Genomic DNA, 18,931 nt, shown 5'->3' with positions numbered 1-18,931 from the left:
GCATAGAGTTTATGGCCGATCCGCTTCTTTTTGTTTTTCCAGCAGATAGTCCAGCCAAAGATTGGTCAACTTCTCCTGTACCGAATTTTGCCGCAGCCGTTCATGCAGATGCGTAAAGTCCACACGGTCCAGTTCCTGATCCTGGTTATAGCAGGAATAGACGAAGTATTCTTCGCCTGTTGTCGGATCCGTATGCTTGCACAGGCATTGCGCGCAAACGCCTTTCATCATGCATTGCATCGGCGAGTTGATGGAGCCGATGGCTACGTGCGCTTTCAGGTACGGTTGCAGTACGCCGAAGCGGGCTTCCTTGACGGCCGCCATCATGCGGTCCGAGCCGATTACAACCATATGGTCGACCTCGGACAGACTGATGGGCTGGTCGCCCAGCTTGCCGCCGGCATAGGCGAGCATGGCTTCCAGAATATTGCCGATAAAGGTTTTATCCTGCGGACGTGACGGTACGATAGGTTCTTCAACATCAGGCGTTTTGTCGACGGACCAGATGATGATGTCCGAGGCCGCTTCGATATCCTCGACTTTGAAAACATCATGCTTGTTTTTGTAGCCGGCAAAATAAATGACGCGATTACCTGCCGCCCGCAGCGCTTTGCCGATAGAGAACAAGACGGCATTGCCCAGGCCCCCTCCTAGCAGCAGCACGGTTTCGCCATGCGGGATTTCCGTCGGCGTGCCCGTAACGCCCATGACGATGAGCGGATCGCCGATATTCCAGTTGGCGCACAGGCGCGTGGAGGCGCCCATTTCCAGTGCGATCAGCGAGATCGTGCCTTTTTCCTTATCGACTTCGGCGCCGGTCAGGGCGATGCCTTCAGCCGCCAGCACCGTATCTTCAACGGCCGGCGCCAGGGCTTCATAGTTCTGCACCCGGTAGAACTGGCCCGGCCGGAACCGCCGAGCCTGCATCGGTGCCTTGACGACGACTTCGATAATGTTCGGCGTCAGCCGGTTGATGGCGACTATGGTGGCTGTCAGGGCTTCATCGAGAGCCGTAAAAAAGGCCTGAAGCGCTGCATCGCGTTGCGGCTGCTGGGCCGGGTCCAGGTTGGCCAGTTCTTTCTCGAACAGCTTGACGATGTAAGGATAACCGTCTCTGGCGCTGGCCATGGCTTTGACGACATTGCCGGCATAGACCGGATGGTTGTCGCCGCCGAAACTGATGAATTTATCGCCTTTCCGGTAGGACGTCAGCGGTGCCGGCTTGCCCAGTTTCGGCGCGGCTTTGTCGGCCATAGGTACCAGTTCCAGGCCGCCGTCCAGCCATTCCGGCTGATAGCGCTGGAAAAACTGCCGGTCCATCTCGAAGGTGCCGGGATGCTCGCTTTGGTAAATCGTATTGGGCGAGGTGCCGGCGGCGATATAAAGGTTGCGCAACGGCACGGTCACGTCGTTTCCTGAGATGACCCAGCTGCCGTCATCGTCCTGAACCATTTTTTCAAACTGTACCGCTTTCAGATGGCCATACTCATCGGCCAGCGCCTGCATGGGGCTCATGCCTTCGGCCAGGGCGATGCCTTCAGTGAGCGCTGACGTAATTTCTTCATGATTTTGCCGGTAGGCCGGGGAATCCTTGATGCCTCTGCGGTAGAACAGGGTGACGCCGCCCCACTTTTCAAGCAGCGGATGGAAGTTTGGTTTTTCGCCGGCCGCTTCGGCGCGTTGGCGTTCGGCGCGTATTTCTTCGCCATGGGCCAGGAATTCGTCAAGGATTTTGATTTCTTCCTCATCATAGCGAATGCGAACGGTTTTTTCGCCGAACACCTGCACCAGTTTTTCATAGCGCGTCAGTGTTTTTTCGACCTGCACCGGATAATAGGCCAGAAGCTCGGTGCAGGTGTCGATCGCGGTCAGGCCGCCGCCGATGACGCCGGCCGGCAGGCGCACATGCAGGTTGGCCAGCGATGAGTCTTTGGCCGCGCCGGTCAGCTGCAGCGCCATCAGGAAATCGGAGGCTTTGCGGATGCCGCGGATCAGGTTGTTCTTCAGGTTAATAACGGTCGGCTTGCCGGCGCCGGTGGCAATGCTGATATGGTCGAAGCCCCTGTTCCAGGCATCGTCGATAGTCAGCGTGCCGCCGAAGCGGACGCCGCCGTAGGCGCGGAAGTTCCGTTTCCGCAGCAGGTTGATATAGATGACTTTCAGGAAGTTCTTGTCCCAGCGCACCGTGATGCCGTATTCGGCCACGCCGCCGAAGCCGGCCAGCCGGCGTTTATCCAGTTGCTCATAAAGTTCGCCGAAATCCTTGATCGGTTCGGGCGGCGCATCGGCATCGCCGACCAATTCGACGGGCAACGGCTCCAGCTTCAAGGCATCGATGGCCGCAACGCCGAAACCTTCATTCAGCAAGTAGTGGCTCATAGTGTAGCCGGCCGGCCCCAGTCCCACGACCAGCGCGTTTTTGCCGTTATAGGGCAGGGCATAAGGGCGCTTGACGTTCAGCGGGTTCCAGCGCGTCAGCAGGCTGTAAATTTCAAAGCCGTAGGGCATGAACAGCACGTCGGTCAGGACATTGGTTTCGATCTGCGGAATATTGACAGGGTCGGTCTTTTGAAAGATGCAGCCCTTCATGCAGTCGTTGCAGATGCGATGGCCGGTGCCGGGGCACATGGGGTTGTCGATGATGACGATCGCCAGGGCGCCGATATTGTCGCCTTGCCGCTTGACCACATGCATCTCGGAGATTTTTTCTTCGAGCGGGCAGCCGGTGATGGTGACATCCAGCGGGTTGGTTTTGAAGGTCTGGGTCTTCTTGTTGCGCATGCCTTTGGAGCAGGAATCCGTGTCGCGCTCGTGGCAATAGATGCAATGGTCGACTTCGTACAGTACCTGTCTTTCGTTGAAGCGCGGATCGGTCAGCGCAAAGCCGTCGCGCCGTTTGCGTAATTGCTTGGGCCCCACCCATGCTTTGTAGAGTCCGCGATCGGCGATTTCATGTTCGACGAGATCGTCAAAGTCCTGTTTGCCGGGTGTTTTGAAGCTGAGCCAATCGTTGACTGTCCGGCTGATTTGTTCGTCGTGGAGCGCTGCAAAGCTCCAGCGTTGAACGATGTCCAGCAGACGGCTTACGAATTCTGGCGCATCCTGCAGCGCCAGAATGTCGGCAAAGGCGACAGCCGCTGCCCCGTGCGTGTTCAGATTCCGGCGTAGCGCCTCTACCGCCTGATCGGCATTTTCATAGTCGCTGTTTTGGCCTTTGGCTACGAGAGCATAATGTTTGGTCAGTCGCGCCAGTTTGGAGCCGGCACGGGCTATGCGGTGTTCGGCATCGGTGTTCGTTTCCGGGAATCCCGCCTCAATCAGCAGGTCAAAACGGCTTGTTACGGCGGAGATATCCCACTGGCTGACGTCCTGGCCTTTAAACAGGGCATCGAGCTTGTCGACGACTTCGTGTTTATAGGCATAGACCGTATCGAATTCGTCCTTGATTTTGAGGGTTTGAGCCTGATGTTGCCCGGTTACATTGAACAGTTTGGCGACGAACTGGCCGACATAAGGCCCCATGCGCACAAGCAGATCGGAGATTTCCGTCGGCTCCAGGCCTTCGCCCTGGCTCAGCCGATAGTCTTGAAAGGCCCTGAACAGTTCAGGGTTTTGCTGTTCGACCGTCGTGTCGAATACGTCCAGCAGGTCTTTCAGGCGCGTGGCGTCATAGAGATCCGCGTAGTGAAAGCCGGGGATTCCCAGCTTAAAGGTGTTCTGTGCCATACTTTCTTTACTCCGATCAGCTCAAAAATCTGTTCAGGGCTCTTGATAACTAAGAGGCTATGCAGGCGGCATTTTCTCCCTAAGCTTCAAAAATCGCTGATAGCGCTTCATTGAAATTTCGCCATGTTCGGCCGCCGCCCGCACGGCGCAGCCCTTATCGTAGACATGCCGGCAATCGTTGAACTGGCAGTTGTCAATCAACGGTTGAAACTCCCTGTAACCGTATGCCAGTTGCTGTTCGTTAAGACCTGCCAGTCCGAAAATGGCTACGCCGGGGCTGTCGATCAGATCACCGCCCTGATCCATGTGATACAGCGTCGCGGCCGTGGTCGTGTGACGCCCGTGTTTGGTCGTTGCCGAAATGGTATTGGTTTTAAGTTCTTTATCGGGGATCAGGGTATTCGTTAAAGATGATTTGCCGACGCCTGATTGGCCCGCAAAGATGCTGACCTGGTCTTTTAACGCCTGTTTCAGTTCTTCCAAACCTTCGTGTCCCGGAATTCTGGTGCTGACCCGGTATAACGGGTAGCCCAGTTTCTGGTAATTCGGCAACTCCTGTTCGATAGTGTCCGATTGCCCCAGATCGATCTTGTTGAACACTAAAGCGGCGTTGATATTATGGTTTTCACAGACAGCGAGGTATTGATCGATCAGTAGAAAATCGCAGCAAGGCTCGATGGCGAAGACCACGAAGACGGTGTCGATATTGGCGGCCACCGGGCGGACTTTGTCGTTTCTGGACGGACGGGCCAGTAATGAGCGCCTGGGCAGAACTTCTTCTATACGGCCCTGATCGGGAGCAGATTGCATCCATAAAACCTTATCGCCGACGGCGACGGTATCAAGCCGCCGGCGGGTCTGGCACAGGTAGATTTTGCCGTCGGTTTCGACGGCAATGCCCTGGCCTAAGTGGGAGAGGACCAAGCCTTCAAGCAGTTCAGCCATTATGCGCTCTGCATTTTGGATTCCAGGTGGGCGATACGGATAGCCGCCGGCGGATGGCTGTAGTGGAAGGCCGAGTAGAGCGGGTCCGGCGTCAACGTGCTGGCGTTTTCCTCGTACAGCTTGACCAGTCCGCTGATCATTTTGCTGGCCTGAGCGTTTTTCGAGGCGAAATCGTCGGCTTCAAATTCAAACTTGCGTTGAAAGTACGCCATGACCGGTTGCATGAAAAACGTAAAGACAGGCGAAACCAGCGTGAACAACAATAAGGCTGCGGCATTGGACGGTTGTTGTACGCCGAGTCCGGCATAGAACCATTGCTCATTGATCAGCCAGCCAAGAATAGCCAGACTGATCAAGCTCATGAGCGAGGTGGCGATCAGCATTTTAATGACATGCTTGCATTTAAAATGTCCCAATTCATGAGCCAGCACGGCTTCCAGTTCTTCATCTTCCAGTGAATTGACCAGCGTATCAAAGAACACGATGCGCTTGTTATTGCCAAGACCTGTAAAGTAGGCGTTGCCATGGCCTGAGCGCTTCGAGCCGTCCATGATGAAGATGCCCTGGCTGTTGAAACCGCAGCGGGCCAGCAATCCCTGGATCCGGTCTTTCAGCGCGCCTTCCTGCATGGGCGTGAATTTGTTGAACAGCGGCGCGATGACGGTAGGGTAAAGCCAGCTCATCAGCAATGAGAAACTGATCAAAACTACCCACGTCCATAGCCACCAAAGGGAGCCGATGCTGTCCATGATCCACAAAATCAGGGCCAGCAAAGGCAGGCCGATAGCGGCAGATAAAGCCAGTTGCAGAAACTGGTCTTTGATGAACTGTTTGGGAGTGCTTTTGTTAAAACCGAATTTTTCTTCAATGACGAATGTCTGATAAATGCTGGTCGGGAGATCAATCAGATGCATGACCAGAAAAAGAGTGGCTATGGCTCCGATGCCGGCTATTCGCGGCGACAAGTCAAAAGAGGCCCATAATTCAAAAGCGGCATTGATCCCGCCGCCCACCGTCAGCAGCAGCAAGACGATTACCCCGATAATGCTGTCGATATCGCCGAGTTTTCCTTTTGCGATGGTATAGTCGGCCGCTTTTTGATGGGCCTCCAGAGAGACGCTGTTTTTGAACGCTTCAGGCACGGCGTTGCGATGACTTTTAACATAAGCGGCCTGGCGTTTGGACAGCCAGAATTGAACCGAGTAGGAAATAATCAATGCGATTATGAAGATAATGGTAAAAGTATTCATGGGTTTGAAGCAAAAGTTTAAGAATTAGGCATACAAGATAGCCAATGCTACAATTTACCGCAACCTTATTAATATTATGGAAACAATAATATGGCGCAGGACTCACAGAATCTCATCTGGATAGATCTGGAAATGACCGGATTAAATCCTGATACTGATTTAATCATTGAGATTGCCACGGTCATTACCGATAAAGATTTGAATATCCTGGCTCAAGGGCCTGTGCTGGCGGTCCATCAATCCGATGCAGCGCTGACGGCTATGGATGACTGGAATCAGAAATACCACGGGCAGTCGGGCTTGATTGATAGAGTCAGAGCTTCAACCATTGATGATGCCGAAGCCGAACGGCTGACTCTGGAGTTTATCAAGGAATGGGTGCCTGAAAACAAATCACCTATCTGCGGCAACAGTATTTGCCAGGACCGGCGTTTTCTTTATCGGTATATGCCTAAACTGGAAGCCTACTTCCATTACCGCAATCTGGATGTGTCAACGCTGAAGGAACTGGTTGCCCGTTGGGCGCCGGAATTGAGAAGCGGCTTTAGCAAGAAAGCTACACACATGGCTTTAAGCGATATTATCGAATCGATTGAAGAGCTGCGTTATTATCGGGATCATTTCATTGCCTATAAGGGCACAGGTAGCGCCTGAGTCAACATGAATCAATTGATCGCTGTGGCATTGGGCGGCTCGCTTGGCTCGGTGCTGCGCTTTTTAGTTTCAACGGGAACTTATCAATGGCTAGGGAGAGGATTCCCTTATGGCACGTTAGCCGTAAATGTGATCGGCTCGTTTTTAATCGGCTTGCTGGCTGAAGCCCTTATTCTGCAACGTATTGCCTTCGCCTTGGAATATCGGGCCGGAATTCTGGTGGGTATTATGGGCGGCTTTACGACGTTTTCGAGTTTCTCGCTGGAAACGATTTATTTGATCGAACAGGGCAGTTTCGCTAAAGCCGCACTGAATGTCTTGGTCAGCATTGCGGCGTGTCTGCTAGCTGTCTGGCTGGGGCTGCTTTCCGGTCGATCGTTATTCCTTTACTCGGGCGGCGCCATACAATGGCCGGGCGGATTATTTCCTTATGCATTGGTTATCGTGAACGCCATCGGTGCTTTTTTAATAGGTATTGTAGCAACTATTTTATTGCAGAAAGCGTCACTATCCATGGAGTATCGGGCTGCGATTATGATAGTTATCGTGGGCCTTTACTTAACCTTATCCGGTTTATATTTAATTTTATATATGATCGAGCATGGTTATTCATTTGAAAACCATTTGAATTTAATGCTCGGCATTTTTGCCGGCAACGGTTTGATCAGTATCTTGGTGCTCTGGACGGGCTTATGGGTGGGCAGACAGATATGACTACAACTGAAATCACAATTGCCAGAGTTTATACCATGGAAGGGCGCGATCATCTTAATCGGATACTGGATATTCTGCATAACGAGGAGAAGATCAAGGGCCTCACAGTGATTCGCGGTATTGCCGGAGCGGGCGCGTCAGGTGAGATCCATACCTCGTCGCTGCTTGATCTGTCACTGGAATTGCCGTTGATCATCGAGTTTTACGATGAGCCTTTAAAAGTCGAAAAAGCCATCCATGAACTTCAGTCAAGGCTGAATCTCAAACATATCGTTAGCTGGCCGGCAAGGGCACATATTCATTCAATTTCTTAATTTTAGAAGGTAACTACACCGTCATGTTAGATCCCCATTTATTTAGAGCTGATCTTGATTTTGTAAAAGAACAATTAAACAGACGTTCATTCAGTTTTGATTCGGAGTTCTACACCGCGCTGGAAGCCAGACGCAAAGACATACAAGTTAAAACCCAGGAATTGCAGAACGAGCGCAACAGCCGGTCCAAAGCGATTGGGCAGGCCAAGGCCAAAGGCGAAGACATTCAGCCTCTTCTGGATCAGGTTCAGCATTTGGGCGATCAATTGAAAGAGGCGGAAACGGAATTGTCCGAAGTCCAGGCGCAAATGGCTGCCTTGATGGAGGGTATTCCCAATATACTCGATGTCAGCGTGCCGGAGGGCAAAAGCGAAGACGATAACGTTGAAATCAGCCGCTGGGGCGACATTCCCGCATTCGATTTCGAGCCCAAGGATCACGTCGATCTGGGGGCAAAGAGGGGCATGGATTTCGAGCTGGGCGCCAAAATTGCCAGTGCCCGGTTTGTGGTTTTGAGCGGTCCATTGGCAAGGCTGCAACGCGCAATCATTCAATTGATGCTGGATACACATGCCCTGGAGCATGGTTACAGCGAAACTTACGTGCCGTTTTTGGTCAATGCGGATAGTTTGCGCGGTACCGGCCAGCTGCCGAAGTTTGAGGCCGATTTGTTTAAGGTCGAAAATGACACGCCTTTCTATCTGATTCCGACTGCTGAAGTGCCGGTCACGAACATGGTCAGAGACGTTATCGTCGACGCCAAGGACATGCCGCTGAAGTTCGTATCCCATACGCCCTGCTTCCGCAGCGAAGCCGGTGCATACGGGCGGGATGTGCGCGGCATGATCCGTCAGCATCAGTTTGAAAAAGTCGAGCTGGTGCAGATCGTCAAGCCTGAAGATTCCGCCAAAGCGCATGAAGAACTGACCGAGCATGCTGAAAATATCCTGAAAAAACTGAAACTGCCTTACCGCAAGGTGTTGCTGTGCGCCGGTGATACCGGCTTCTCCTCAGCAAAAACCTACGATCTCGAAGTCTGGCTGCCGGGGCAGGGCGCCTATCGCGAAATATCTTCCTGCAGTAATTTCAAGGATTTTCAGGCCCGTCGCCTGCAGGCACGCTGGCGCAATCCGGAAACCGGCAAACCTGAACTGGTGCATACTTTGAATGGCTCAGGCTTGGCGGCCGGCAGAACCTTGATCGCGATTATGGAAAATTATCAGGACGGCCAGGGACGCATTCGCATTCCCGATGTGTTGCTGCCTTATATGGGCGGGCTGGAGATTATTGAGTAATTGAATATCAATGTATTCATTAAGTAGACGGCAGATTATGAAATCTGCCGGCTATTTTATTAATCGAAATAAAAGCGCGACAATATTCGATTTTGTGCTTAACGGAATAAACATACAGTTCCACATAATATTTTTTTAAATGAATTATATAATGATGCAAGTGACAAATTTCGTAACACATTTTCCTTAAAAAAAATGCGAGCCGGTTAACGCTTTGTTAAGTTTTAAGCGTATATACTTATATCCAATATGTATCATGGTGATACGTATATTTGGGAGATAATAATGAAAAAATTTGGTTTAAGTTCTTTGGTTGCCGGCTTATTGGCGGCTAATGCAGCGGTAGCTGCTCCTACTGTAGTAGAGGGCGGGGCCGTTTTTACAGCGGCTAATGGTTTCTTAACTGTTCGATTGGTTGATGCAGTCGATCCGCTCAAGCTGGTTCCGCCATCAGACGCTTCGTGTCCAGCGACTACTCCAGTACCCAATGCAACTGATGTCGTTGTTAAAGATGGCACAGCATTTGTTACTACAAGCACTGGAACTGTGGCAACAGTTGATGTCAGCACGTGCGTATCAAGCTATTGCGATGCCGAGCCGGTTGTTAACTTGAATGATGGGCATAAAGGAGAGTTGTTCATTCCTTGCTTAGATGTCAACGGTAAAAGATATGATATTACAATGGAACAGCGCGGCAGTTCCATGAACTGGGAAGTCGTTGGATTCCCTGACTCAGAACATCATCATGGCCATGACGATGATCATGCTGATGACAATCACAAACATTAATTTGTAAACAATCATCCAAGAGGCCGAGGATGTAGAGTTGCATCCTCGGTTTTATTTTTTAAATTCATGAGTGACAAGCGCCGCTATGCTTGTGAAACTTGCAGAACTTTAACTTGGTTCCCGCTTGATTTACTCAAAGTTAACCCCTTTTTGTCTGCCTTTCTTATATTCAATTCATAGCTGTGCTTCCAACAGTGTATTTGATGTATTAAATCGGATGAGCTGATTGTCCCTGGGCATTAGCCCCGGCTTTTAGGAACGCCGCCCCGTCATCATCGACTTCAATTGCGACCGGTACGGCAGCATTTTAGTAAAATGCTATAGATAAATTGGCATTGTTAATTTGGTATGGTTTGAGCTAAACTAGCCGATTTTTACCGAGTCAGTGATCATGGTTAGATGCCCCAAATGTAGCGCAGAAGGCTGTACTAAGGATGGGATGGCGAAAGGCAGGCAGCGTTACCGCTGTAAGGTTTGCGGTTATAGACATACAGTCAGTTACCGAGGCATCAATCCAGCCATTAAGCGGCAAGCGCTCCAGCTTTACCTTGAAGGCTTGGGTTTTCGTTCCATTGGTCGAATCTTGAACTGCAGTCATGTGGCGGTCTATAACTGGATCAAGGCCTATGGCGAATCCATTGAGTCCATTCGCTCTACCGCCGGCGTTGAGGTCATCGAACTCGATGAGATGCATACCTATATCGGTTCCAAAAAAACTATTGCTGGATCTGGGTGGCTGTTGATCGAAATGGCAAACGATTCCTCCACTGCGAAGTGGGTTCCCGCGGCACAGAAACAGGCCGAAAGTTATGGGAGGCCATTGAAGCCCAGCCCATAACCCAGGTCATGACTGATTATTGGCGCCCTTATGAACAATTTGTCCCGAAAGAGCTTCATACGCAATCAAAAGCCGAAGCCTATACCGTAGAAGGCTATAACAGCTTATTCAGGCATTTTCTTGCTCGGCTGCGCCGAAAATCAAAATGCTATAGCAAAAGCAAGATCATGCTCAAATATTCCGTCATGCTTTTGATGCTTAAATGGAACGGTGAATTGGATACTATACTTAATTAACAATGCCGATAAATTTACTTATATCGCCAGGAATGCCGATGCTATCAACTGTTATGTCGTAATTGCAGTTCGCAACATTCCATAACTTACCTAATTTTTATTTTTTCTCTCTGATTATGCTGAGTGGAAATATTGATATTTCTATTTACTATCAATTAGTTAAAAAATGCAGATCATTGATTTTTCATAAATGAATAATTCATCTTTATAATATGACGTGAAATAATACAAATGGTTTATTAACTATGGGGTTGGAAATGATTAGAGTATTGGTTTTATCAGTGCTGTTATTGTCAAGTATTGCCATACAAGCAGTCGAAAGCGATATCCAACAAATGGCGGAGCAGGGTGACGCTTTAGCTCAGGCTAAATTGGGCGCGATGTACATATTGGGGCGGGATGGCGTAGACAAAGATGAACAGAAAGCGGCCGAGTGGATGCTGAAAGCCGCAAAGCAGGGGCTTATTGAAGCGGAAGTGGTTATGGCGGCGCTATATGACAGAGGAATGGGGGTGCCGCAAAATGTTGATACGGCAACGCAATGGTATGAAAAAGCCGCTGTCAAAGGTCATGGTGCCTCGCTTGCACTTCTGGGAAGGAATGAGACGGCTAAAGGCAGCGTTGCCTTTAATTACAAAACGGCCCGCTTAACTGCAGCCAGGCAAATTCCAGCAGAATATGCGAAAAAAATTTTACTGAAGAAATAAATATCAAATGAGTATCAAAACACGATTTGCCCCGAGTCCAACGGGCTACTTGCATATAGGTGGCGCTCGTACCGCCTTGTTTTCCTGGCTTTATGCGCGCAAGCATGGCGGGAGGTTTATCTTAAGGATCGAGGATACCGATCTGGAACGTTCAACACAGGAATCGGTGAATGCCATTCTGGAAGGTATGACCTGGCTGGGGCTGGAGTACGATGAGGGACCTTTTTATCAAACTCATCGCTTCGATCGCTATAAAGAAGTTATTCAACAATTGCTGGATCAAGGCGATGCCTACTATTGCTACTGTAGCAAAGAAGAACTCGAGCAGTTGCGCGCCGAGCAAATGGCTAACAAGCAAAAGCCGCGCTATAACGGCAAATGCCGGGATTCTGCCGTACCCCACGGCGAGGGGATGCCGGTCGTTCGTTTCAAGAATCCGACTGACGGGGTTGTTACCATTCCTGATCTGGTTAAAGGTGAAATTGTCGTCGCTAATAAAGAACTCGATGATTTGATTATTGCCAGGGCTGATGGTACGCCAACTTACAATTTGACCGTTGTGGTTGACGATATGGATATGGGGGTGACGCATGTTATTCGCGGCGATGATCATATAAACAATACGCCTCGGCAGATGAATATCCTGAAAGCATTGGGCGCTGAACTGCCGAAATATGCTCATCTGCCTATGATACTGGGATCGGATGGCGCCAGGTTGTCAAAGCGGCATGGCGCCGTCAGCGTCATGCAATACCGTGATGATGGCTATCTGCCGGATGCGCTGCTTAATTATCTGGTCAGGCTGGGTTGGTCTCATGGCGATCAGGAAGTCTTTTCTTTGGATGAAATGGTTGAATATTTCAGGCTGGAAAACGTCAATGTATCGGCCTCTACATTCAATCCTGAAAAGCTGTTATGGCTGAATCATCAGTACATCATGAACAACGATCCGGCTCATGTCGCACGCCATTTAAGCTGGCATATGGGTGAACTGGGCATTGATCCTTCGGAAGGCCCGGATCTGATTGATATCGTAAAAGCGCAAAAGGAACGCAGCAAAACATTGGTTGAAATGGCGGCCGCAAGTGTTTACTTCTATAAAGACTTCGATGCCTATGACGAGAAAGCGGCTAAAAAGAATTTCACGGCAGGGACGGAAGAAGTGTTGGCCCGATTGCATGATGAATTTTCCGCAATCGCCGAATGGGAAGGCGAGAAATTACATCAGATCGTCGTCAACCTTGCCGAAGAGATGGAACTCAATTTGGGGAAAGTGGCGCAGCCCTTACGTGTCGCTGTTTCCGGGACTTCTGTTTCACCGGCGATCGATGTGACTTTATCGCTGCTTGGTCAGGAAAAAACCCTTTCCAGAATACTGCGAGCGATAAATTTTATAAAAAATCAAAATAATAGTGGACAAGGCTGAAAAATCCTGTAAAATGGCGGTTCTTAACTAAGGGGCCATAGCTCAATTGGGAGAGCGCAACACTGGCAGTGTTGAGGTCGGCGGTTCGATCCCGCCTGGCTCCACCAAGAAGCCAAAGGCTGACTAAACCCATTTTAGTCCCCATCGTCTAGTGGCCTAGGACACCGCCCTTTCACGGCGGTAACGGGGGTTCGAACCCCCCTGGGGACGCCATGAATTCAATAGACTTATGTTTTGCATGGTCTATATGAGACATGGGGTTTATGTAATTTAGTTAAGAAGTAGCTGTTAGCAGACTTTATAGTCTGCTAAAAATTAGGCTGACTAAACCCGTTTTAGTCCCCATCGTCTAGTGGCCTAGGACACCGCCCTTTCACGGCGGTAACGGGGGTTCGAACCCCCCTGGGGACGCCATATAATAGAAGGGCTATCTTGTATTGGATAGCCCTTTTTTTATGCCTGCTGTTTATTTGGCTTTTCTAAAGTGCCATTTCGGCATATTCTTCTTTGTCTATAACATTCGCAATGGGATCGCCAAGTTATTGTTTTTGCTTTGTATCAGCGAAAAATCCCTGTAACTGCTTGATACTATGACATGACTGACATTGGCCTTCGTTGAAATAAGTTTCAAGCTGCGGATTTTGAGCGAGGGCTTCAGCGGTAAAATTTTTTTGTTGTATTGTTTGATTTTGCCTCTTGTCTTTTGGAAGTTCTGATGCCTGCGAACTGACAAGTATTGTAATACACGTTAAAGCGACAATAATGAAATATTGCATAGTCATTAGAAGTTATGGCTTAAAGCCGCTTTATTGGGCATGAGCTTTTCATTTGTATCATAGATGATTGCTAATTCAGTATAACCAGGTTCAACAATCATATTCTGATATTCCCATAGGTCCTTGTCGCTTTCGATAGTACTTTGTTGCAGGGCATGAAGCGTTTCATTAGTGCAAGAGGCAGCCATCTTATCTCTCCAGTTTTCGTCGAATGGCTAAAGAAACTCACACTCAGGATCACTTCAAATGTCTCTATATAACCATTTTAATTTTTTAAGTATTTATAACGTAACATCAAATGCAAAGGTATTGGTGTAATAACTTAAGTATAAACACTTAGAAAATAAATAGATCACATGGTCATTGAGTAAATAGCGCTATGTAAGCATACGTATAGATATTTTTAGTAATAGAGAATAATGTTGAATGGTCAATTGGATAATTTCTTACTAGAGGAAATAACCATGAAATCATTCTGGATACTTGTTGCTGATAGTAGTCGGGCGCGAATATTTACCTCCGATACGCCTTCTTCACCTTTAGAAGAACTTGAAGATATTGCCCATACAGAAGGCCGTCTGCATGATAGGGAAATAACCTCTGATCTGTCAGGAGGAATGCGGTATTCAGGTGGTACAGGAAGTGGGAGTAACGTAGAGGGGCATAATTATAGTCCGTCCAGTGATCCCAAAAAACACGAAATCGACAATTTTGCTCATTCCATTGCTCAGCATTTGGAGAAGGCCCGTAGTGAAAATAAGTTTGAGCAATTAGTAGTTATTGCAGAGCCTAAGTTTTTGGGGATGCTTCGTAACAATTTTTCGGAGCAGGTAAAAAAAATGGTTTGCTTAGAGCTCGATAAATCCATTACTACACACAGTGCTGCTGATATTCGAGCGCATCTTCCTATGTACTTGCCGACCCAGAGCTTATGATCAAGTTGAAACGAACGGGAGTAGTGAATCGCTGTTTGATTACTGAATTTTAGTTCTAGAAAATCAAAAAAGGTTCCCCAATTAGCTTTGCTTAGATTAAATCATTTATAAATGAAAAAAATGAGTTATAAATTTTTTTAATAGTAAATATGTAAATAATATGCAAGAAAAATATTTATTTATATGACTTAATGTTTATATCTCACATACAAATGGTTAAAGTGGCTTTTAATACTAATTTTTTGCTTATAACTGATAGAGCAGCTTAAAGTAAGGTGTCATAAAGAATCAGTAATTTTTAATTGATGAAAAATAATTATTTGGTAATGCTGATTATCTAATATCGAATGGATTAATAATAAAAAATGGGGAATACAGATGATGCAAACAACTTTTATTCCGCCGTTATTTGGCCTGTTTGGGCTGCTGGCCGCTTTTATAATTTTCCTCAAGGTAATGCGTTATCGCGAAGGCGGTGAGCGGGTCACCAAAATTGCGCATCAGATTCATCTGGGGGCTATGGTTTTTATGCGGCGCGAATATGCGATGCTGAGCCTATTTGCTGGTGTAATAGTGCCGCTGCTGTATTTTTCGCTGGGCTGGATGACAACATTGTCTTTTATTGTTGGTGCAATAACGTCGGGGCTAGCCGGTTTTCTTGGTATGTTCACCGCTACTAGAGCCAATGTCAGAACAACTACCGCTGCTTATGAAGACGGTATGTCTGCCGCATTATCGGTCGCTTTTTTTGGCGGTTCCGTAATGGGATTAGCCGTAGCTTCTTTAGGTCTGCTTGGATTGGGCTTGCTCTACTTATTTTTTGGCGGTGATGCAGAAACAGCTCATGCGATTCACGGATTTGGCATGGGAGCTTCAACTGTTGCCTTATTTTCTCGCGTAGGTGGGGGAATATTTACCAAATCTGCTGACGTCGGAGCTGATCTGGTAGGTAAAATCGAAATCGGCATTCCTGAAGATGATCCGCGTAACCCAGGCGTTATTGCTGACAATGTCGGTGATAATGTCGGCGATGTGGCCGGCATGGGGTCAGATATTTTTGAATCTTATTGTGGAGCGATGATTGCCACCATTGCCATGGCCGGATCTATGGCGGCTGAAATTATCGATCCTCTGGGGTTGCGTGAGGATCTGATGTTTTTGCCGTTGGCTTTATCTTCTACAGGACTGATCTGTTCCATAGCGGGTATCGCCTTAGTGCATCAGGCAGGCAATAAACAGATTGAAGTGCTTCTGAGGCATGAAGTTTTGGGATTTCTTGCTAAACCTTTGATGGAACTCAAATTAAATGCCAGCGAAAAGCCTGAATTGGCCTTGCGCAGCGGTACATTGGGCGCGTCCATTCTGTTTATTTTGACAGCTTTTCTGGTTGTAGCCGTTATGGGGATTAGTTTAAAAGTCGCATTAGCCGTATTGGCTGGTGCGGCAGGGGGAGTGGTGATTGGGCTGGTGACTGAATATTACACGGCCAGTAAACCGGTTCATCGAATTGCTGAATCAGGGGAAACCGGGCCGGCTACAGTGATGATCACGGGCCTGGCTGTAGGGATGGAATCCGTCGTCATACCGGTGGTGACAATTTGTGCAGTCATTTTGGCCAGCAGCTCTCTGGTGGGTTTATATGGCGTTGGCATTGCGGCAGTGGGCATGTTGGCAACCGTAGGCATTACTATGGCGATTGATGCCTATGGCCCCGTTGCTGATAACGCCGGCGGCATTGCCGAGATGGCCGGGCTGGGACCTAAAACGCGTGCGATCACAGACTCTCTTGATGAAGTGGGCAATACTACAGCTGCAATCGGCAAGGGTTTTGCCATTGGTGCCGCCGCATTGGCGGCATTGGCGATTATCACTGCTTATGTTGAAACTGTTAGCGTTCGCGTCGAAAATTTCCAGTTGAATTTAAATAATCCAGAGGTGCTGATCGGTCTTTTTATCGGCGGCATGTTGCCTTACATTATTGCCTCGATCACAATGACAGCGGTTGGCGGTGCCGCATTCGAGATGATCAAGGAAATTCGCCGACAATTTCGCGAAATTCCCGGTCTGCTGGAAGGGAATGTCGATCCGGATACGGCAACCTGTATCGATATAGCGACCAAGGCGGCGCTTAAGAAAATGATTTTACCGGGAACGATTGCCATTGCCGCACCGCCTGTGGTCGGTTTTGGCCTTGGCCCTGAAGCGCTGGGCGGCATGCTGGGCGGTGCGTTGCTTTCCTGCGTATTGTTGGCCCTGATGATGGCGAACGCAGGCGGTGCCTGGGATAATGCCAAGAAGTATATTGAAAAAGGCCATCACGGCGGTAAGGGCTCTGAAGCCCATAAGTCTGCCGTTGTCGGAGATACGGTTGGTGATCCTTTTAAGGATACCGCCGGTCCATCAATGAATATTCTCATCAATGTAATGGCTATTGTCAGCCTGGTTATTGCTCCTTTATTAAGTTAGCGGAGAGGAGGGACAATTGTGAAAGCCTATTTATTATTCTCTGGCAGTGGTACTTTGGTGGTTTTATCGCAGCATGACGACGTTGAGCACAAATTGTTTCTGGAAAAGTTGGCTGGTAAAGGCATCTATAAATTCATCGCTCACGAAATTCCTTTGGAACTGGCAAAAGAACGGTATGGCAAGCATTTTGATATAGCGACCCATGATTTATATGAAACGGACCATTTGCGTGTTGTCGATTACAATGGCGAGCGTGCTATGAGACTGTTTAAGTTCAGTGAGCTCGGTCCTGAGATCATGCATGAGCCGGACAGTTATCCTGAGCTTTTCTAGTGGTCTAGTGAGCTGCAATAGTTCCAGTATAAAAAGCTTGGTTATACGAGCGGTTTTTATGTTTAAAAAATGAGCGTATTTGTTGTATAGTTGCCCACTTTTGTGTGGGAGCGGGTCATGATTGAGGCCGATGTGATCATTATAGGCGCGGGGGCTTCAGGTTTGATGTGCGCGATCGAGGCGGGCAAAAGAGGCCGTAAAGTCATTGTTCTGGATCACGCCAATAAGGCTGGCAAAAAAATTCTGATGTCCGGCGGCGGCCGCTGCAATTTTACTAATTATGAGGTTGGGCCTGACAATTACATTTCACATAACCCGCATTTTTGCAAATCAGCGCTAAGCCGATACACGCAGTGGGATTTTCTGGCCCTAGTCGGGCGCTACCGTATTCCATTTCATGAAAGAGATCATGGTCAGTTATTCTGTGATGAGAGCGCTCGCGATATTCTCAATATGCTGCTATCGGAATGCGATAAAGTCCGCGCAGTCATACAGCTGAACACCAGCATAGGCGCCATTGAGCAGGCAATCGACAAGCGCTTCCAGCTTAAAACTAACAAAGGCAACTATATCTGTCAGTCACTGGTGGTTGCAACCGGCGGCCTGTCCATTCCGAAAATGGGCGCTACGCCTCTGGGCTATAAAATCGCACAGCAGTTTGGCATCAAAGTGCTGCCTACGCGTGCGGGCCTGGTGCCGTTTACATTGCAGCCGGAGGATAAAGCTAAATTCTCGGTTTTATCGGGGATTGCGGTTCCATGCGTCATCAGCAACAAAAGCCGAAGCTTTAGTGAAAATATTTTGTTTACGCATCGCGGCTTGAGTGGTCCGGCTGTTTTGCAGATTTCATCGTATTGGCGCCCTGGTGAGGAAATAATGATTAATCTGCTGCCGGGCATGGATCTGGATGCGGATCTGAAATCAAAGCGTCTGCAGAAGATCAAAAGCAAGCTGAAGACGTACCTGGACGGTTACTTCCCTAAGCGATTGGTCAGTAGTTTATTTGCTGAGGATATGCTGGAGTTTTTCTTGCAGGACCTTTCCGACAAACAGATTAGACAGATTTCGGAGCAGATTCATAACTGGACCATTAAGCCTAACGGTACCGAAGGCTATCGTACTGCTGAAGTGACTTGTGGCGGGGTTGATTGTAATGCCATTTCGTCTAAAACAATGGAAAGCAATGCGGTGCCAGGGCTTTACTTTATTGGAGAAGTGTTGGATGTTACCGGTTGGCTGGGCGGCTATAATTTTCAGTGGGCATGGTCTTCGGCCTGGTGCGCAGGGCAGTATGTATAGAAACGGGCAAGCTACCAAAAGCCGTATTGGCCAGTCTTATTTTATAATCACTAAATTCACCAATATTACATAGACTGATAATGCCTTGATATAATAAAAACAAAGACAATTCAAAGCAGAAGTTCTGGCGGTGACTGCCTAAGTTGAAAACTTGGCGTCAGTTGATCACGCACATCCCATTTTAAGCAAAATTTTAGAATTTTCAGCAGTGGTTGGAGAAGTTTCCAA

The 18,931-nt window shown here is 48.5% G+C and carries 17 protein-coding genes and 3 tRNA genes; 15 read left to right on the top strand and 5 right to left on the bottom strand.

Going from position 1 to position 18,931, the window contains the following annotated elements; genetic code table 11:
- Positions 1–9 precede the first annotated feature (9 nt).
- The 3 genes from ACTNE6_RS14155 to ACTNE6_RS14145 are packed head-to-tail and all read right to left on the bottom strand — an operon-like array spanning position 10 to position 5,921.
- Positions 10–3,726: a pyridine nucleotide-disulfide oxidoreductase gene (locus tag ACTNE6_RS14155; RefSeq protein ID WP_442497197.1), complete on the bottom strand. Its 3,717-nt coding sequence runs from the start codon at positions 3,724–3,726 to the stop codon at positions 10–12.
- Between the two features lie 57 nt (positions 3,727–3,783).
- Positions 3,784–4,671: a ribosome small subunit-dependent GTPase A gene (rsgA, locus tag ACTNE6_RS14150; protein WP_442497196.1), complete on the bottom strand. Its 888-nt coding sequence runs from the start codon at positions 4,669–4,671 to the stop codon at positions 3,784–3,786.
- The gene (locus ACTNE6_RS14145; RefSeq protein ID WP_442497195.1) at positions 4,671–5,921 is read right to left on the bottom strand and encodes a M48 family metallopeptidase; all 1,251 of its coding nucleotides are present in this window, start codon (positions 5,919–5,921) and stop codon (positions 4,671–4,673) included. The genes rsgA and ACTNE6_RS14145 overlap by 1 nt, the downstream gene beginning before the upstream one ends.
- Before the next feature lie 90 nt (positions 5,922–6,011).
- Between ACTNE6_RS14145 and orn the strand changes: the two genes are divergently transcribed.
- The 11 genes from orn (at position 6,012) to ACTNE6_RS14090 (ending at position 13,308) form a co-directional block, all read left to right on the top strand.
- Entirely contained in the window at positions 6,012–6,575 is a 564-nt protein-coding gene (gene orn, locus ACTNE6_RS14140) for an oligoribonuclease (RefSeq protein WP_434485550.1), read from the top strand.
- A 6-nt stretch (positions 6,576–6,581) separates the two neighbouring features.
- The gene (gene crcB, locus ACTNE6_RS14135; RefSeq protein WP_331819411.1) at positions 6,582–7,289 is read left to right on the top strand and encodes a fluoride efflux transporter CrcB; all 708 of its coding nucleotides are present in this window, start codon (positions 6,582–6,584) and stop codon (positions 7,287–7,289) included.
- Entirely contained in the window at positions 7,286–7,603 is a 318-nt protein-coding gene (locus ACTNE6_RS14130) for a DUF190 domain-containing protein (protein WP_442497194.1), read from the top strand. The genes crcB and ACTNE6_RS14130 overlap by 4 nt, the downstream gene beginning before the upstream one ends.
- A 23-nt stretch (positions 7,604–7,626) precedes the next feature.
- Positions 7,627–8,898: a serine--tRNA ligase gene (gene serS / locus ACTNE6_RS14125; protein WP_442497193.1), complete on the top strand. Its 1,272-nt coding sequence runs from the start codon at positions 7,627–7,629 to the stop codon at positions 8,896–8,898.
- A gap of 285 nt (positions 8,899–9,183) precedes the next feature.
- A complete protein-coding gene (locus ACTNE6_RS14120; RefSeq protein WP_442497192.1) occupies positions 9,184–9,687 on the top strand; it encodes a hypothetical protein in 504 nt (167 codons plus the stop codon).
- A 391-nt stretch (positions 9,688–10,078) separates the two neighbouring features.
- A protein-coding gene (locus ACTNE6_RS14115) for an IS1 family transposase (RefSeq protein ID WP_442497191.1) occupies positions 10,079–10,761 on the top strand; the annotation gives its coding sequence in 2 pieces (ribosomal slippage) (positions 10,079–10,403 and positions 10,403–10,761; 684 coding nt in all).
- 245 nt (positions 10,762–11,006) lie between these two features.
- Positions 11,007–11,468 carry a tetratricopeptide repeat protein gene (locus ACTNE6_RS14110; RefSeq protein ID WP_442497190.1) on the top strand — a complete coding sequence of 154 codons (462 nt, stop codon included), beginning with the start codon at positions 11,007–11,009 and terminating at the stop codon, positions 11,466–11,468.
- A gap of 7 nt (positions 11,469–11,475) precedes the next feature.
- On the top strand, positions 11,476–12,894 hold the full coding sequence (gene gltX / locus ACTNE6_RS14105) for a glutamate--tRNA ligase (RefSeq protein ID WP_442497189.1): 1,419 nt from the start codon (positions 11,476–11,478) through the stop codon (positions 12,892–12,894).
- A gap of 31 nt (positions 12,895–12,925) precedes the next feature.
- A tRNA-Ala gene (locus tag ACTNE6_RS14100) sits at positions 12,926–13,001 on the top strand.
- A 30-nt stretch (positions 13,002–13,031) separates the two neighbouring features.
- Positions 13,032–13,107, top strand: a tRNA-Glu gene (locus ACTNE6_RS14095).
- 125 nt (positions 13,108–13,232) lie between these two features.
- Positions 13,233–13,308, top strand: a tRNA-Glu gene (locus ACTNE6_RS14090).
- Between the two features lie 125 nt (positions 13,309–13,433).
- Here ACTNE6_RS14090 and ACTNE6_RS14085 read toward each other — a convergent pair.
- On the bottom strand, positions 13,434–13,676 hold the full coding sequence (locus ACTNE6_RS14085) for a hypothetical protein (RefSeq protein ID WP_442497188.1): 243 nt from the start codon (positions 13,674–13,676) through the stop codon (positions 13,434–13,436).
- Positions 13,676–13,858, bottom strand: coding sequence for a hypothetical protein (locus tag ACTNE6_RS14080; protein WP_442497187.1), 183 nt, complete (start codon positions 13,856–13,858; stop codon positions 13,676–13,678). Before ACTNE6_RS14080 ends, ACTNE6_RS14085 begins: the two co-directional genes overlap by 1 nt.
- A gap of 276 nt (positions 13,859–14,134) precedes the next feature.
- Here ACTNE6_RS14080 and ACTNE6_RS14075 point away from each other — a divergent pair, with 276 nt between their 5' ends.
- The 4 genes from ACTNE6_RS14075 (at position 14,135) to ACTNE6_RS14060 (ending at position 18,703) form a co-directional block, all read left to right on the top strand.
- A complete protein-coding gene (locus ACTNE6_RS14075; RefSeq protein ID WP_442497186.1) occupies positions 14,135–14,605 on the top strand; it encodes a host attachment protein in 471 nt (156 codons plus the stop codon).
- A 378-nt stretch (positions 14,606–14,983) separates the two neighbouring features.
- Positions 14,984–17,071, top strand: a complete 2,088-nt coding sequence (locus ACTNE6_RS14070; RefSeq protein ID WP_442497185.1) for a V-type H(+)-translocating pyrophosphatase — start codon at positions 14,984–14,986, stop codon at positions 17,069–17,071.
- An 18-nt stretch (positions 17,072–17,089) separates the two neighbouring features.
- Positions 17,090–17,404 (top strand): hypothetical protein, encoded by a 315-nt coding sequence (locus tag ACTNE6_RS14065; protein WP_194970145.1) that lies wholly within the window; start codon positions 17,090–17,092, stop codon positions 17,402–17,404.
- 117 nt (positions 17,405–17,521) lie between these two features.
- On the top strand, positions 17,522–18,703 hold the full coding sequence (locus tag ACTNE6_RS14060; protein ID WP_442497184.1) for an NAD(P)/FAD-dependent oxidoreductase: 1,182 nt from the start codon (positions 17,522–17,524) through the stop codon (positions 18,701–18,703).
- Positions 18,704–18,931 lie beyond the last annotated feature (228 nt).

Origin of the sequence: Methylobacter sp. sgz302048, assembly GCF_052162025.1 — a bacterium.
Classification (GTDB): Bacteria; Pseudomonadota; Gammaproteobacteria; order Methylococcales; family Methylomonadaceae; genus Methylobacter.
Note: the sequence above shows the minus strand (reverse complement) of the source record. Positions and strands in the feature narration are given on the sequence as shown.

Coding starts and splice junctions, on each gene's coding strand:
- ACTNE6_RS14155 (WP_442497197.1), bottom strand. CDS start 3,726: ATGGCACAGAACACCTTTAAGCTGGGAATCCCCGGCTTTCACTACGCG.
- rsgA (WP_442497196.1), bottom strand. CDS start 4,671: ATGGCTGAACTGCTTGAAGGCTTGGTCCTCTCCCACTTAGGCCAGGGC.
- ACTNE6_RS14145 (WP_442497195.1), bottom strand. CDS start 5,921: ATGAATACTTTTACCATTATCTTCATAATCGCATTGATTATTTCCTAC.
- orn (WP_434485550.1), top strand. CDS start 6,012: ATGGCGCAGGACTCACAGAATCTCATCTGGATAGATCTGGAAATGACC.
- crcB (WP_331819411.1), top strand. CDS start 6,582: ATGAATCAATTGATCGCTGTGGCATTGGGCGGCTCGCTTGGCTCGGTG.
- ACTNE6_RS14130 (WP_442497194.1), top strand. CDS start 7,286: ATGACTACAACTGAAATCACAATTGCCAGAGTTTATACCATGGAAGGG.
- serS (WP_442497193.1), top strand. CDS start 7,627: ATGTTAGATCCCCATTTATTTAGAGCTGATCTTGATTTTGTAAAAGAA.
- ACTNE6_RS14120 (WP_442497192.1), top strand. CDS start 9,184: ATGAAAAAATTTGGTTTAAGTTCTTTGGTTGCCGGCTTATTGGCGGCT.
- ACTNE6_RS14110 (WP_442497190.1), top strand. CDS start 11,007: ATGGGGTTGGAAATGATTAGAGTATTGGTTTTATCAGTGCTGTTATTG.
- gltX (WP_442497189.1), top strand. CDS start 11,476: ATGAGTATCAAAACACGATTTGCCCCGAGTCCAACGGGCTACTTGCAT.
- ACTNE6_RS14085 (WP_442497188.1), bottom strand. CDS start 13,676: ATGACTATGCAATATTTCATTATTGTCGCTTTAACGTGTATTACAATA.
- ACTNE6_RS14080 (WP_442497187.1), bottom strand. CDS start 13,858: ATGGCTGCCTCTTGCACTAATGAAACGCTTCATGCCCTGCAACAAAGT.
- ACTNE6_RS14075 (WP_442497186.1), top strand. CDS start 14,135: ATGAAATCATTCTGGATACTTGTTGCTGATAGTAGTCGGGCGCGAATA.
- ACTNE6_RS14070 (WP_442497185.1), top strand. CDS start 14,984: ATGATGCAAACAACTTTTATTCCGCCGTTATTTGGCCTGTTTGGGCTG.
- ACTNE6_RS14060 (WP_442497184.1), top strand. CDS start 17,522: ATGATTGAGGCCGATGTGATCATTATAGGCGCGGGGGCTTCAGGTTTG.